Origin of the sequence: Streptomyces lomondensis, assembly GCF_014651035.1 — a bacterium.
In the GTDB taxonomy this organism is placed as follows: Bacteria; Actinomycetota; Actinomycetes; order Streptomycetales; family Streptomycetaceae; genus Streptomyces; species Streptomyces lomondensis.
This window is the reverse complement of sequence record NZ_BMWC01000001.1, coordinates 1,029,541-1,045,268: the sequence shown is the minus strand read 5'-3', so window position 1 is coordinate 1,045,268 and position 15,728 is coordinate 1,029,541. Positions and strand designations below refer to the sequence as shown.

General features: G+C 72.9%; 8 protein-coding genes. 6 read left to right on the top strand and 2 right to left on the bottom strand.

Translation table 11 applies throughout. The annotated features are described in order from the left end of the window. Positions 1-44 precede the first annotated feature (44 nt). Positions 45-371 (bottom strand): nuclear transport factor 2 family protein, encoded by a 327-nt coding sequence (locus tag IE255_RS04475; protein ID WP_190048762.1) that lies wholly within the window; start codon positions 369-371, stop codon positions 45-47. A 158-nt stretch (positions 372-529) separates the two neighbouring features. On the opposite strand from IE255_RS04475, the gene IE255_RS04470 reads away from it, so the two are divergent. The 4 genes from IE255_RS04470 (at position 530) to IE255_RS04455 (ending at position 13,532) form a co-directional block, all read left to right on the top strand. Beyond that, entirely contained in the window at positions 530-1,087 is a 558-nt protein-coding gene (locus IE255_RS04470; RefSeq protein WP_190048761.1) for a DoxX family protein, read from the top strand. Between the two features lie 66 nt (positions 1,088-1,153). Continuing rightward, positions 1,154-1,492 carry a MazG-like family protein gene (locus IE255_RS04465; protein ID WP_190048760.1) on the top strand — a complete coding sequence of 113 codons (339 nt, stop codon included), beginning with the start codon at positions 1,154-1,156 and terminating at the stop codon, positions 1,490-1,492. 138 nt (positions 1,493-1,630) lie between these two features. Continuing rightward, positions 1,631-3,046, top strand: a complete 1,416-nt coding sequence (locus tag IE255_RS04460) for an MFS transporter (protein ID WP_190048759.1) — start codon at positions 1,631-1,633, stop codon at positions 3,044-3,046. Continuing rightward, on the top strand, positions 3,006-13,532 hold the full coding sequence (locus IE255_RS04455; protein ID WP_190048758.1) for a non-ribosomal peptide synthetase/type I polyketide synthase: 10,527 nt from the start codon (positions 3,006-3,008) through the stop codon (positions 13,530-13,532). Before IE255_RS04460 ends, IE255_RS04455 begins: the two co-directional genes overlap by 41 nt. Positions 13,533-13,686: 154 nt before the next feature. On the opposite strand, the gene IE255_RS04450 is transcribed toward IE255_RS04455, so the two are convergent. Continuing rightward, positions 13,687-14,217, bottom strand: coding sequence for a GNAT family N-acetyltransferase (locus IE255_RS04450; protein WP_190048757.1), 531 nt, complete (start codon positions 14,215-14,217; stop codon positions 13,687-13,689). A 750-nt stretch (positions 14,218-14,967) separates the two neighbouring features. Here IE255_RS04450 and IE255_RS04445 point away from each other — a divergent pair. Beyond that, complete coding sequence (locus IE255_RS04445; RefSeq protein ID WP_190048756.1) at positions 14,968-15,300, top strand: hypothetical protein; 333 nt, start codon at positions 14,968-14,970, stop codon at positions 15,298-15,300. A 66-nt stretch (positions 15,301-15,366) separates the two neighbouring features. Next, positions 15,367-15,678: a pore-forming ESAT-6 family protein gene (locus tag IE255_RS04440; protein ID WP_190048755.1), complete on the top strand. Its 312-nt coding sequence runs from the start codon at positions 15,367-15,369 to the stop codon at positions 15,676-15,678. Positions 15,679-15,728 lie beyond the last annotated feature (50 nt).

The window sequence follows — 15,728 nt, the reverse complement described above, 5'->3', positions numbered from 1 at the left end:
GAGTTGGAGCGCACTCGAAGGCAAGCCCCGGTGGGGGCTGGGTTTCAGGCCTGTCCGGTCTCGAAGCGCGTGATCCTGCCGTCGTCGTCCACGGTGAAGCTCCACCGGGTGCGCATCTCGCCCCAGGTGTCGTTGCTGTAGCGGGCGATGAGGGCCCGGCCGCCGTTGGACTCCTTGTCGACCTCCAGGTGGCCGTGGGAGGAGAAGATCTCCCGGTCGACCCAGTCGGCGAGGTCGCGGTCGGAGCCGTCGTCCGCCATGGTCGCGCCCGGTGCGAGGAGCGCCATGAAGGCCTCGCGGTCGTGGTTGTTCACGGCGGCCACGAAGGCGCGGACGGCCGGATCGCTGAGGCGCGTGGTCTGAATCGTCATGCGAGTCAGCCTCGTACCGGCCGCCGGGCCGCGCCACCCGTGCCACCCGAACGGCGTCCCGGGCGGGTCCGCCGGGTGTCGCCAGGTGTCGGGAGTGCGACGGTGGAAACGCGAGGAGGAGTGTTCCCCTGTTCCTGCTGTCTGCTCCGGGAGACGACGTGAGGCGTTACCACCGACGTGATCTGGGCCTGCTGCTGCTCCGGCTGGGGACGGGCGGTGTGCTGGCCGCCCACGGCACGCAGAAGCTGTTCGGCTGGTTCGGCGGGCACGGCATCGAGGGCACCGGCCAGTTCATGGAGTCGGTGGGCTATGTCCCGGGCAGGGCGAGCGCGACGGCGGCGGGGCTCGCGGAGACCGGCGGCGGCGCGCTGCTGGCCCTGGGCCTGGCGACGCCGGCCGCCGGCGCGGCGGCGGCCGGGGCGATGGCGGGAGCGGCGGCGGTGCACGCCCCGAACGGGTTCTTCAACCAGAGCGGCGGCTACGAGTACGCGGCGACGCTGGGCCTGACGGCCGCCGGCCTGGCCGTCACCGGGCCGGGGCGGCTCTCCCTGGACCACGCGCTCGGGCACGCGGTGAACCGGAGCTGGATGCTCCCGGCGGCGTTCGCGGCGACGGCGGCGGGGACCGCGCTGGTCGTGGGGGCGCGTGCCAGGCGGCTGCGGAAGGCGAAGGAAGGCGAGCAGGACGCGCTGTTCGAAGAGGAGTACCTGGAGTAGAGGAGTACCTGGAGTAGCGGGACGGGGAGGCCCGGCGCTGTCAGACCCTCGTGGCAGGCTGCCCCCATGAGCGATCACCCGCCGCCCGGGCCCGAGCTGTGGGCCTCCGTCGACGCCCTGTGGAAGTGGCTGGACAGCAACCGCCCGATCGAGGACCGCGAGGGCCTGCTGCTGCGCATCCTGAAGCTGAACGAGGAGGTCGGGGAGGTCGCGGAGGCGGTGATCGGGGCGACCGGCCAGAACCCGCGCAAGGGCGTGACGCACACCTGGGACGACGTACAGGCGGAGCTGTGCGATGTCGTCATCACGGCGCTGGTGGCGCTGCGGACCCTGACGCCGGACGCGCGTGAGGTGTTCACCCGGCATCTGGAGCGGGTGACGGAGCGGTCGCGGACCTCGAGTTGACGGCGGCTTCTCCCGCGGACAGTACCTGAGCTGCGATCCGACGCATTTCCGCCCGCCGGTCGAACACCTCTGCAAGGATCGAACACGCCGCCCGGATCACCGGGTGGCTGCACTGGCCCGACCAGGTCGAGGAGTCCGGTGACGGGGGTGGACTGGAGGTTCCGGTCCCTGGTGGTCGCGCACGCCGTGTCGGCCTACGGGACCTATCTCAACCTGATCGCGCTCAGCCTGTTCTCCTACGAGGTCACCGGTACCGCCTGGGGCGTGGGCGTGGTGATGGCCGTACGGCTGCTGTCCGGTGTCACTGCCGGGCTCGCCGCCGGGGCCGTGTCGGCCCGGGTCACGCGCCGCACGGTCATGGTGGTCACGGACCTCGCCCAGACGCTCGCCATGGTGGTGCTGGCGCTGTGGTCCTCCGGCACACCGCTGGGGGTGCTGCTCGGCGCGGTGGTCGTGCTGGGGGCGGGCAACACGTTCTTCAACGTCGCCCTGCGCAGCGCCGTTCCGGTCATGGTCGGGCAGGACGGCCGGGCCGGGGCCAACGGCGTGCTGGTGACGGCCCGGTCCGTCGCCACGGTGCTGGGCTTCGCCTCGGCCGCGCCGGTCATCGGTCTCGGCGGGTTCGATGTCGCGTTCGCCGTCAACGCGGCGAGCTTCGCGGTGTCCGGTGCCGCCGTGCTGGTGCTCCGGCCGCGCACCGACGACCTCCCGCATGACGCCCCGCCCGGCGACTCCCCGGATGGCGACCCGCCCGGCGACTCCCCGGATAACGCCCCGTCCGACGGCTTCCCGCACAACGCGCCGTCCGACGGCTTCCCGGACGACGACCCGCCCGCCCGGGAGCGGCGCGAGGCCCGAATCCCACCGGCGCGTGGCGGGCGGCTGCGGCGCCGCGTGGCGGGCCTCGCCGGGCCGTTGCTCGGCCTGATCGCGCTGCGCGGCCTGGACGCCCTGGCGTCCGCGTCGCACAACGTCGCCCTGCCGCTGGCGGCACACGCGGCAGAGCCGTCCGAGCCGGCGGTGTTCATGACCCGGTTCTGGTCGGCGTGGGCCGTGGGCACCCTGCTCGCCCACCAGGTCCTCAAACGCCGCTCGCGGGACACGTCGTGGGGCGAGCGCGCCTTCGCCGCGGGCACCTGCGCGATGTCGTTCTGCTTCGTGGCCGCGTTCACCGGACTGCCCGGCCCCGCCCTGATGGCGGCGGCCGTGGCGGCGGGGTTCGCGGACGGCTGGACCGAGATCGTCTACACCTCGCGCCTCCAGGCGGCCCCCGACCGGCAGCGCGGCCGGCTGTTCGGGCTGTCCGCCACCGCCGAGCAGTCCGGGTTCGCCCTGGGCACGGTGGCCGCGGCGGCGGCGCTGGAGGCCCTGCCCGCCCTGGCCGTCGTGGGGGCCTTCCACGGGGCGGCCGTGTGCGGGGCGGTGGTCCTGCTGCTGTTCACCGTACGAAGGCACAACGCGCGCAAGGGCGACGACCGTTCGTCCACCAGTGGAGAAAAGGGAGAGGACACGCATGGAACGTCTACGGGGGCAAGCCGTCTGCCGGGGTCCTGAGCCCGAGCGCACGCAGGACGATCCGGTCGACGCCGTACAGGCGCTGCTGGGCGCTGCCCGGTCCGCTCCCGGCGGAGCCGTCGTCACGGTCGCCGGCGACGGCACGACCGCATCACGGTCGTATCCCGAACTGCTGGACGCGGCACGCCGGATGCTCACCGGCCTGCGCGGCCAGGGGATGCGGCGCGGTGACCCGGTGGTGCTGTGCGGGCTGCCCCTGGACGAGTTCTTCCCCGCCTTCTGGGCCTGTGTGCTCGGCGGCGCCCTTCCGGTCGCCATCGCCGAGCATCCCGCGCCGGGCTCCCCGGCCTTCGAACGCCTGCGGCAGGCCCGCGCGTTACTCGGCGGGCCGCTGGTGCTGACCGACGCGCCGGGCGCGGCGGCGCTCGCCCGCGCCACGCCCGCGCCGCGCGTCGTGCTCGCCCGGGACTGCCTGGACGCGCCGCCCGCCGACGACCATGTCGAGCCGGACCCGTCCGACACGGCCCTGCTGATGCTGTCCTCCGGCAGCACCGGGGTTCCGAAGGCCGCGCGCCTGACGCACGCCGGGCTCGCGGACTTCGCGGCGAGCAGCCGCCGGATCCTCGACGTCCGCCCCGACGACACCCTGGTGAACTGGCTGCCCGTCGACCACAGCGGCGCCTTCCTGCTCTACCACCTGCTCGCGGTCTTCACCGGCTCCACCAACGTGCACGCGCCGACCGACCGGGTGCTCGCCGACCCGCTGCGCTGGCTCGACCTCCTCCACGAGCACCGGGCGCGGCACAGCTGGGCCCCGACCTTCGCCTACCGGCTGGTCGCCGACGCGCTCGCCGAGCGGCCCGACCGCCGCTGGGACCTGAGCGGCCTCAAGTCCCTGCTGTGCGGGGGCGAGCGGGTCGTGCTGCCGGTGCTGCGCCGCTTCCTCGACGCGACCGCCCCGTACGGCGTGCGCGAGGAGCACATCGCCCCGGTGTGGGGCATGGCCGAGACGGTCACGGCCGTCACCTACGGCCGCCTCGACCGGCCGGGCACCGTGCACCGCCTGCTCAAGAGCAGCCTGGGCGGCGATCTGGTCCGGGCCGCCGAGGACGCCCCGGACGCCGACTGCGTCACCTTCGTCGCCTCCGGCTCGCCCGCGCACGGCGTCACCCTGCGCATCGTCGACGACCAGGGCGACCCCGCCCCGCCGGGCCGGATCGGGCGGCTCCAGGTCCACTCGCCCGCGCGGCTCACCCCCGGCTATGTGAACAACCCCGAGGCGGACGCCGCGGCCTACCCGGCCGGACGCGACTGGCTGGACACGGGCGACCTGGCCTTCCTCGACGAGGGCCAGGTCGTCATCACGGGCCGGCGCAAGGACGTCATCATCCTCAACGGCCACAACGTCTACTGCCACGAGGTGGAGGAGACCGCCACCGCCGTCGACGGCGTCCGGCAGGGCGAGGTCGCCGCCTGCGGCATCCCGCATCCGGAGCGGGGCACGGAGGAGCTGGCGGTGTTCTTCGTCAGCCGCGGCGCCGCCGAGGACGCACGGATCGCCGCGGAGGTGAAGGCTGCGCTGTTCACCCGCCTCCGGCTCACCGCCGCGTACGTCCTGCCCGTCCCCGAGGACGAGTTCCCGCGGACCCCGGCGGGCAAGGTGCGGCGCGCCGAACTCCCCAAACGGTTGAGCCGGGACACCGACGCGGTGACTCGTGCCGTCCAGGAGGAACTGGGCGCCGTACTGGGCCGCCCGGCCGAGGCGGACGTGCCGTTCTACGAACTCGGCCTGACGTCCGTCCTGCTGGTGCGGCTGCGCAACCGGCTGGCGGAACGTCTGGGGACACCGATCGCGCAGACGGCCTTCTTCGAGCACCCGACGGCCACGGCCCTCGCCGCGCACCTCGCGGGCCGGCCCGCGGCGGCAGCGGCCCCGGAGCCGGAGAGCGGCGACGGCTCCCCCGACCGCCGCGTGGCCGTCATCGGACTGTCGCTGCGCTTCCCCGGCGCGCACTCGGTGGACGAGTTCTGGGCGAACCTGCGGGACGGCGTGGACAGCGTCCGGGTGTTCGGCGAGCGGGAACTCGCGGCGGCGGGCCTCACCCCGGAGCAGCGCCGCGCGCCCGGCCTCGTGCCCGTCGCCGGAGTCCTCGACGGCGTCGAGGAGTTCGACGGGGACTTCTTCGGCATGAGCCCCAAGGAGACCGGGCTCACGCATCCCGCGCACCGGCTGTTCCTGGAGTGCTGCCACCAGGCCCTGGAGGACGGCGGCCACGCGGCGACCGCGCCGGGCGTCCGGGTGGGGGTGTTCGCCGGGTCGGGCATGAACCTCTACGACCACCAGCAGACCACGGCCGGATCGCCGTACGACCCTGCGGACCCGGCCGCCGGCATGCAGTCGGCCATCGGGCAGGAGCCGGACTTCCTCGCCACCCGGGTCGCCTACCGGCTCGGCCTCACCGGCCCGGCGATCGGTGTGCAGACGGCCTGTTCCACCTCCCTGGTCGCGGTGCACCTCGCGGTCCAGGCGCTGCTGACCGGTGAGGCGGACCTGGCGCTGGCGGGCGCCGCGGCCGTGCACCTGCCGCAGGAGACCGGCTATCACAGCCACCCCGGGTCGATCCTGTCCCCCACCGGACGCTGCCGCGCCTTCGACGCGGAGGCCGACGGCACCGTCGGCGGCAACGGCGTGGCCGCCGTGCTGCTCAAGCGCCTCGACCGGGCGCTGGCCGACGGCGACACCGTGCACGCGGTGATCCTGGGCTCGGCGGTCAACAACGACGGCGCCGCCAAGGTCGGCTTCAGCGCCCCCGGGGTCGAGGGCCAGGCCGACGTCGTACGCCAGGCGCTGCGCAGGGCGGACGTGCCGCCGGAGACGATCTCCTACGTGGAGGCGCACGGCACGGGAACGCGGCTCGGCGATCCGGTGGAACTCACGGCGCTGGCACGGGCGCTCCGCCCGGACCGCGGTGGACGCACCGGCTTCTGCGCCGTCGGTTCGGTGAAGCCGAACATCGGGCACCTCGACAGCTGCGCCGGAATGGCCGGGCTGATCAAGACGGTCCTGATGCTGCGCCACCGCACCCTGGTGCCCACACCGCACCTGACCCGCCCCAACCCTGAACTTCCGCTGCACGGCAGCCCGTTGACGCTCGCCACGGAGCTGCGGCCGTGGGCGGTGCAGGACGGCGTTCCCCGCCGGGCCGGGATCAGCGCGCTCGGCGTCGGCGGCACCAACGCTCACGTGGTCCTGGAGGAGGCCCCGCCGGCACGCCCAGGCCCGGTGCCCGAACTGCCGGTCCTCGTCCCGGTGTCGGCCCGCGACACCGAGGCCCTGGACGCGCTGACGGCCGCGCTCCGCGACCGGCTCCTGGCGCGCCCGGACCTCCCCGCCGCCGACGTGGCCGCCACCCTGGCCCTCGGCAGGCCCCACGGCCCGGCACGCACCGCCGTGACCGGCCGCACGGCCGGCGACCTCGCCCGGGCACTGGAGGAGGGCCGGCACCCCGAGCCGGCCCCGCTCGGCCCCCTCGCCTTCGCCTGCGCGGGCCAGGGCAGCGCCCGCCGCGGCATGGCGAACGGCCTGTACGCCGTGAGCCCGGCCGCCCGGGACACGCTCGACCGGTGCGAGGCGCTCTACGCCGGGGAGTTCGGCGGCAGCCTGCTCGACTCACTGCTGGCCGTTCCCGGCCCGGCCGGCCTCCCGACGGCGGACGAGGTCTGGCCCACCGAGACCGCGCAGGCCGCCCTCTTCGCCCATCAGGCGGCACTGGCGGACGCGTGGCGGGCGGCGGGGATACAGCCCGGGCTGCTGTTCGGCCACAGTGTCGGCGAGTACGCCGCCCTGTACGCGGCCGGCGCCCTGACCCTGGAGGACGGGCTGCGGCTCACCGCCTGGCGCGGGCGTCTGATGCAGCTCCGCTGCCCGGCCGGGGGCATGCTCGCCGTCCGGGCCGACCGGGCCACCGCCGAGCGCCTCGCATCGGCCACTGGTGCGGAGCTCGCCGCGGTCAACGGCCCTCGGGCGCAGGTGCTCTCGGGTCCGCCGCAGGCCCTCAAGGAGGCGGCGCGGCTGCTCGACCAGGAGGGCCTGCGGTGGCGTGCGCTGCCGGTCGACCGGGCGTTCCACTCCGCCGACGTCGACAGCGCCCTGGACGAGTTCCGGAACCATGCGGGCCAGGTGACGTACCGTCCGCTGCACACCCCGCTGGTGACCACGGCCGACGGCGAGCTGCGCCGGCCGGGCTGGACGGCCGACGTGGAGTACCTCTGCCGCCAGGCCCGGCAGCCGGTCCGCTTCGACCTCGCGATGGACGCGGCGGTCGGGCAGGGCTGCCGGGACTTCGTGGAGATCGGCGCCGGGCGGACCCTCACCGGCCTCGGCCGGCACTGCGTACCCGACAGCCGCTGGCTGAGCGGGCAGGGCGAAGGGGACGGGGCCGCCGAGCAGGCGCAGGGGTTCCTGACGGCGCTCGGCTCGCTGTACCGCAGGGGCGCCGACCTGGACTGGGAGGCGCTCGCGGGCGGCGGGGGCCGGGTGCCGCTGCCGGGGCATCCGCTGCGGCGGCGCAGGGTGCCGTTCGAGGCCGTGGCGTCGGCCGGCGTTTCCGAGCAGCCGGAGGTGGCCGGTGAAGTGATCGAGGTGGTCCGGGAGTTGACGGCGGAGAAGCTCGGCCGCCCGGTCGCCGACGTGACACCGGACAGCTCGTTCTTCGAACTGGGCGCCGACTCGCTGTCCCTGATGAGCATGACGACGGAGCTGGAGCAGCGCTATGGCGTCCGGGTCCCGGTCCGGGAGGTGTTCGACACGGCCGACACGCCGCGGAGGCTGGCGGAGCGGGTCGGGCAGTTGCGGGGGGAGGTGCCGGTGGCCCAGGAGACGGTGGTCCAGGAGACGGTGGTCCAGGAACCGGCGGCGCCCCGGGGTGCGGATGCGGACGTCCACGCCCTGTTCGGACAGCAACTGCGCCTGGCCGAGCAACTCGTCGGCCAGGTGGGCGAGATGATCTCCCGCCAGCTGGACGTCCTCGCGACGGCGTCGGGCACCAGGACGGCACCTCCGGCTCCGGCACGCACACCCGCGCCCATCGCCCTCCAGCCCGAGCCCGAGCCCGCCCCCACCCCTGCCACCTCACCGCCCGGAGTGTGCGACTTCAGCCTCTACTTCTTCGGCGACTACCCCCAGGACGGCGACCACGACAAGTACGGCCTGATCATGGCCGCCGCCGACTTCGCCGACCAGCACGGCTTCCACGCCCTGTGGTTCCCCGAGCGGCACTTCAACTCCTTCGGGGCGCTGTTCCCCAACCCGTCCGTGCTGGCCGCGGCCCTCGCCGCCCGGACCCGCCGGATCCGGCTGCACGCCGGGTCCGTCGTCCTGCCGCTGCACCATCCCGCCCGGGTCGCCGAGGAGTGGTCGGTGGTCGACAACATCTCCGGCGGCCGGACGGGCCTGTGTTTCGCGAGCGGCTGGCACGCCACCGACTTTGCGCTCGCCCCGCAGCACTTCGGCCGCCACCGCGAGGTGATGTACGAGCAGCTGAAGACCGTACGGCACCTGTGGTCGGGCGAGCCGCTGAAGACGACGGCGGGCGACGGCACCCCGGTCGAGATCAGCCTGCACCCCCGCCCCGTACAGGACCGGCCGCCGATGTACGTGGCCGTCGTCGGGAACCCGGACAGCTACCGCCGGGCGGCCGCCGAGGACCTCGGCGTGGTCACCAACCTGATGACGCAGACGGTGGAGCAACTGGCCGAGAACATCGCCCTGTACCGGCGCTGCCGCGCCGAACACGGTCTGGACCCGGCGGCCGGGCGGGTGGTGGTGCTGGTGCACACCTACCTGGAGGACGACGCGGAGCGGGCGCGGGCCGAGGCGTACCGGCCGTTCCTGTCGTATCTGCGGTCCTCCCTCTCCCTCTTCGACCAGGTCACCAACAGTCTCGGCTTCCAGGTGGACCTGGAGAACACGCCGGAGGAGGACGTGGAGTTCCTCCTCGGGCGGGCCTACGAGCGCTACTGCGACTCGCGCGCGCTGATCGGCGACGAGCACACGGCCGCGGAGAGCGTACGGCGCCTGCTGGCGGCGGGGGCGGACGAGATCGCCTGTTTCGTGGACTTCGGCGTGCCGAAGGAGAAGGTGCTGGCGGCGCTGCCGGTCCTGGACCGGGTCCGCAGGGGGGCTCCCGACACGAGGCCTCCGGCACCCTCGACACCCCGCCGAGCACCCCTGACCCCCGCCCAGCGCCGCATCTGGTTCCTGGAGCAGCTGCACCCGGGCACCGCCATGTACCACGAGCCCAAGGCGATCCGCCTGGACGGCCCGCTGGACGTCCAGGCCCTGCGCTGGGCGCTGGACCGCGTCGCGGACCGGCACCCGGCGCTGCGTACGGTGTTCGGCGACACGGACGGTGTCCCCTACCAGGAGATACGCGACCGTATGCCGCTCGACTGCCCGGTGGAGGACCACACGGGCGCGACGGAGGAGGAGGCCCTGCGGTCGGTCCTCGCGGACGACCACGGACTCGATCTCGCCTCCGGCCCTCTGGTCGCGGCCCGCCTGCTCCGCCTGTCCCCGGACCGCCACCTGCTCTTCCTCCTGGCCCACCACATCGTCTTCGACTCCTCCTCCACGGCCGTACTGGCCCGCGATCTGGCCGCGTACTACCGCGCCCGGCGCGGCGGAGGCCCCGAACCACGGCCCCTGCCCGAGCTGCCGGCGGCGACCCGGCCGGGCCCCGCGTCCCTCGACTTCTGGCGGCACTACCTCGGCGACGCCCCGGAGCTGACCCTGCCCACCGACCGCCCCCGCCCGCCGGTGAGGTCGGGAGCGGGCGCGAGCCTCACCCACGCCCTGGACGCCGAACTCGTAGGAGGTCTGCGGACGTTCGCCGGGCGGCACCGCGCCACCCTCTTCATGACGCTGACCAGCGCGATCGGCGCGGTCCTCGGCCGGTTCGGCGGGCAGCGGGACGTGGTGATCGGCACGGCGGTGGCGGCCCGCCCCGCCGGCGCCGAGGACCACGTAGGCCTCTTCCTCGACACGGTCCCGCTGCGCCTGGACCTCACCGGCGACCCGGACTTCGCGACCCTGCTGGGCCGGGTCCGCGCGAGCAGCACCGCGGCGTTCGAACACAGCGGCGTCCCCTTCGACGAGCTGGTCGGCGCGCTCAACCCGCGCCGCGACCCGGGCCGCAACCCGCTGTTCCAGGTGATGGTGGAGTACGAGAACGAGGGCGGGGCGGAGTTCGACCCGCCCCGTCTGACGGCCACCCTGCTCGACGTCCCGAGCGCCCGCGCCCCGTTCGACCTCAGCGTCTATCTCACGCACCACGCGGACGGCGTCCGGTTCATGGTCGAGTACGACACGGCCCTGTTCGACGAGGCCACGGTGCGCCGCTTCGTGGACTACGTCGAGCAGGTGCTGCGCCGCGCCCTGGACACCCCGGGCGCGACGCTCGCGGAACTGACCGCCCTCACGGCGGCCGACCGCACCGCGCTGGCCCGTCTGGAGCACACCGGAGAGGGGGCGGACCCCGGCACTCTGCACGGCCTGTTCGAACAGCAGGCGCGCCGCACGCCGGACGCCGTGGCGCTCCTCGGCGACGAAGGCCGGGTGTCCTACGCGGAGTTGGACGCGGCGGCCAACCGCCTGGCCCACCTGCTCCGCACCCGCGGTGCGGAACGCGGACAGCGCGTGGCGGTCCTGCTGCCACGCGGCCCGCAGCTGATCACGGCCCTGCTGGCGGTCCTCAAGACGGGAGCGGCCTACGTCCCGCTGGACCCGTCCCTGCCCGCCCCACGCCTGGCCCTGCTCCTCGCCGACACGACACCGGTACTGCTCCTCACCTCCCGGACAACCGCCCACCCGAACCTCGAACTCCCCGTCCAGCTCATGGAATCGGCGGACGACACACTCCCCTCGACCCGGCTCGCGGACGGCGCCGGCCCGGAGGACCCGGCCTACTGCATCCACACCTCGGGCTCGACGGGTCGGCCGAAGGGCGTCATCGTCCCGCACCGCGGCCCGGCGAACCTGGTCCGCGGCCATCTGGACCGCCACCCCGCCCTCCGCACCCTGCAATGGACGTCACCGGCGTTCGACGTCAGCGTGCAGGAGATCTTCACGACGCTCGCCTCGGGAGCGGCACTCGTCCTGGTCGACGACGCCGTACGGCACGATCCCGCGGCGCTGGCCGAGACGGTACGCCGCCACGAGGTGCAGCGGCTCTTCATGCCCTGCACCCCGCTGAAGTACCTGATGGAGACGGCCCCCCAACTGCCGTCCCTGCACGAGCTGTTCTCGGCGGGCGAGTCGCTCCAGCTCACGGCCGCGTTCCGGCGCTTCCTGGCCGCCCACCCGCACTGCGCCCTCCACAACCAGTACGGCCCCACGGAGACATCGATCATCGTCACGTCGCACCGCGTCGACCCGACCGGCGAGGAGTGGCCCCCGACCGGCACCCCGGTGCCGGGGGCCCGCGTCCTGCTCCTGGACGGCACGGGCCGGCCGGTCCCGGTCGGAGCGGTCGGGGAGATCCACGTGGGCGGGGTGCCGGTGGCGCACGGCTACCACGACCGCCCCGCCGAGACAGCCGCCGCGTTCCTCGACGACGGCGCGGGCGGGGTGCTGTACCGCACGGGCGACCTGGGCCGCTGGCGCACGGACGGCACCCTGGAGTACCGGGGCCGGGCGGACGACCAGGTCAAGATCCGCGGCCACCGGGTGGAACCGGGCGAGGTCCAGGCGGCGTTGATGGCACTCCCGGCCGTCCGGGACGCGGCGGTGCTCCCGCGCCGCGACCGCCACGGCGACACGGAGCTGGTCGCGTACGTGGTGCCGGCCGAGCCGACCCCCTGGCTCCAGGTGCGCACGGCACTGTCCGCCACACTCCCCGACCACCTGGTGCCCCGCCGCTGGGTGACCCTCGACCGCCTCCCGGTGAACGCCTCCGGCAAGCTGGACCGCACGGCCCTGCCCGAGCCGATGGACGAGTCCGCCGACCCCGCGCGGTCCGAGCCGACGACGGCCCTGGAGCGGACCCTGCACGACCTGTGGTGCGAGGAACTGGACACCCGGCCGGTCCCGGTGACGGTCCCCTTCTTCGAGCTGGGCGGCCACTCCCTCAGCGCGATCCGGCTGCTGAACCGGATGCGGGAGACGGCGCACATCGACCTCACGATGGCGGACTTCTTCCTGGACCCGACGATCCGAGGCATCGCGGCCCGCGCCCGGGTCGTGGACACCGCGCCGATGCCCTCCACCCTGCGCCGCCTGTGGCGCCGCCACCACGCGCTCCCCGACCCGAGCGTCTACAACATCGCCCACCGCATGGACCTGCGCGGCGACCTGGACCCCGACGCCCTGCACCAGGCCCTCACGGACCTGGTGACACGCCATCACGCCCTGCGCAGCAGGCCGGTGCGCAGGCAGGACGGACGGTACGAGGTCGAGGTACTGGCCGAAGTCCCCGTGGACCTGCCGATCAACGACCTGCGCGCGCACGCGGGCGACACGGAAGGGACGGTGGACCGCTGGTGCCGCGAACAGGTCTCCGCTCCGTTCGCGATGGATCAGCCGCCCCTCTTCCGCTTCCGCCTGGCCCGCCTTGCCCCGGATCACTGGGTCCTGGTGACGGTGTTCCACCACGCGGTGTGCGACGGCTGGTCCCTGGACCTGATCCGACGCGACCTGGAGACGCTGTACAACGCGCGAAGGTCGGGCACGACGCCCCATTCCCCCACGCCCCAGGCCCAATTCACGGACTTCGCCCGCTCGGAACACTCCCTTCCGGACCACCGAAGGGAAACCCTGGAACGCTTCTGGCGCACAGAACTGGAGAACGTCCCCCTACGCCCGCAACTCCCCTACGACCACCCCCACCCCGGCAAGCTGTCCGGCCGCGGCGCCCTGCACACCTGGACGATCGACGACGACACCCCCACCCGCCTGACCGAAGCGGCAACCCGCCTGGGCACCACGCCCTACACGGTCCTGGCGGCCACGTTCGCCACATGGCTGGCCGACCTGTGCGGCGCACGAAGCGACATCGTCCTGGCGGCGTCCAGCGCGAACCGAGTCCAGCGCGACCGCTCGGACATCGTCGGCATCCTGGGCGACGCCGTACTGCTCCGGGCCCGCCTGTCCGAAGCGGCAACCTTCCCCGACCTGGTGACCCAACTGACCACCACCCTCTTCACGGCCCTGGACCACCAGGAACTCCCCCTGACGGACGTGGTGTCCCTCGTCTCACCGGAGCCGGCCGATGCCTTGTTCCCGACGGTCCTCTTCACAGTGATCACCACAGAGCCACCAGCCCTGCATCTCCATGACGTCTCGACCGCCATACGAGCCCTCCCCATCCAGGGCGTGGCCCGCAACGAGCTCTACGTGGTGATCGCCCCGGAGGCCGACAGGATCACGATCACCTTCGAGTACTCGACGGACCTGTTCACCGGGGAGACGGTCGCGGCGTGGGCGGAGTCCTTCACCGAGGTCCTGAAGCGCGTGACAGCTTCCTCTTGATCACCGCAAGGCAGAGCGGGCGCTGTCTCGATGGATTGCGCCTGTCTCCGTCCAGCGGCACCGCAGACCGGTATGGACGGCGCCAGTATCGACCGGTGGGGAACCCGTTCCGGACCTGCCGGACAAGCCCGTCGCCGACGCCCTGCCCGCGCCGTCAGCCGACCCGCCGGGACAGCACCTGCCCCGGCCAGGACTCGGACAGGAAGCGGTCGGTGGGCGTGAAACCGTTGCGCTCGTAGAACGCGACCAGTTCGCCCCCGCCGCCCGCCCAGCAGTCGACCCGCAGCAACTCCACGCCGGCCCGCCGGGTTTCCTCGGCGGCATGGGCCAACAGCGCCGCCCCGATGCCCAGACCGGCATGCCGTCGGTCGGAGACCAGCAGCCGGACGTACCGCTCGGGTTCCTCGGCTGGCGCGATCGGCATCTGGGGGCTGGGCCCGGAGTCCAGCACCAGGGCTCCGACAGGTGTTCCGCCCAACTCCGCGATGTATGGGGAGTTCTCAGTCATGTACCGCTCGACCCGCGCCACCCCGCCGGGCTTCTGCGAATACGGTGTCGTGCCCCACTGCTCGATGTTGCCGCGATCGTTCATCCAGACCACCGCGGAGTCGAGCATGTCCAGCACGGCCTGTGTGTCAGCCAGGATGCCCGGTCTGATCCGTATGCCGTATGTGGTGTCGTTCACGGCGGAAGCTTAGTCGGGACGTAACGACCTAAGGAGCTCAAGGCATGGCAACAGGTGCCTACGACGGACCGGTTCCGGAACCAGGCGCACGTGGGCAGCGAGTCCTCGACCTGCTGGACAAGGCAATCGACAGCCAGAGCCTACTGGTGCGCAAGAACATCGTTCGGGCCCGCCAGCGGAACCCGGAGGTACGGGAGTCGCACTGGCGCTGTCGGTGGGCGAGACTCTCTCGTCTCTTGAGTTGAGCGCCCTCTTCGCGCTTTCGCTCGCCGAAGTCCACGGAGTCCCCATCGACGAGATCGAGCGCCGCCGAACGATCGTGATGGTTGTCGCCAAGGTTCCGGTCGAGACGTTGCGTCAGATCAACAAGATCTTGGGGAAGAACTTCATCACGAAGTACGGGGACCAAGCAGGGAATCATCGTTCTCGGTCGAGTGGCACCGTTCGGTATCGGCGCCGTGATCGGTGGTGACGCCAACGCTGCCATGGCCACTCTGGCCGTGAGGGCCGGTCGTCGCGCATTCGGCCCGCCACGACGTCGTGGCCGGGGCCGACGTGCGGCGGCACACCGCCAACGTCCGAGAATTCGCCTGGCTGACCCTGGATCAAGCCACTCCGGGCTCATCCGCGTTGCGCCTGCAATGCCAGGTACGTAAGGATGTTCGACGAACTGTGAGTCACACGTGACGTGTGAGTACGCTGCAGTGATCGCGCAAGGCCACTGCGCAACACGCTTACGGGGGTGGGTTGATGAAGTTCGACATGGGGTCGACGACCCTGTCGGATCTCGGGAAGAGCACGGTCGGCTCGAGTGAGGATCTGGGCACGCTGATCAAGTGGTTGATCCAGGCGGCGGAACCGTTGGAGGGGAAGTTCAACGGTGCGGGCAAGGCCGCGTTCGACACCTTCAAGCTGAACGCCGACGAGATCACGGCTGCTCTGAACAGTTCGCTGAGCGCGATCCTGGGCGGCCAGTCGGGCATGGACACCGCGTTCGGGACCGGTGACGTGGAGTTGGAGGACAACGCCCACCAGAACATGGGTGCCGCCAACTTCGACGCGGCTCGCTTCGGCGCACGGTAACCACGGCGGCGCGCAGGCCCCCGGCAGCCGAAGTCACCGTCACCGTTTTCAAGGGGGAATCCGACCATGGGGCAGAACCAGGACCGCCGTTCGTACGACACCGACGCGTCCGGCGAGGTTCAGATCAGCTTGCACGCCGTCATCGGGCAACTGGAACGGGTACTGGCCGACCGCGACCGCGCGGTGAAGGCCGCGATGGCTGACTTCACCGCGGACGGCGTCGCCGACGAGTACCACGGCAAGGAGAACCGCTGGCACAGCGCCGCCGGTGAGGTCCGCGAGGTCATCCGGCTCGTCCGCACGACGATGGAGCAGAACGACGGGACCGCTCAGACGACCCTGGCCAAGGCCCGGGCGGCCGTCGACAACATCGGCTGACGCCGGACGGTCAGCGGGAGCGGGTAGCGGTAGCAGGGAGAGGGAAACGG

Bases quoted from the DNA above. Each gene is read 5' to 3' on its own strand.
- IE255_RS04475 (WP_190048762.1), bottom strand. From the start codon at position 371: ATGACGATTCAGACCACGCGCCTCAGCGATCCGGCCGTCCGCGCCTTC.
- IE255_RS04465 (WP_190048760.1), top strand. From the start codon at position 1,154: ATGAGCGATCACCCGCCGCCCGGGCCCGAGCTGTGGGCCTCCGTCGAC.
- IE255_RS04455 (WP_190048758.1), top strand. From the start codon at position 3,006: ATGGAACGTCTACGGGGGCAAGCCGTCTGCCGGGGTCCTGAGCCCGAG.
- IE255_RS04445 (WP_190048756.1), top strand. From the start codon at position 14,968: ATGAAGTTCGACATGGGGTCGACGACCCTGTCGGATCTCGGGAAGAGC.
- IE255_RS04440 (WP_190048755.1), top strand. From the start codon at position 15,367: ATGGGGCAGAACCAGGACCGCCGTTCGTACGACACCGACGCGTCCGGC.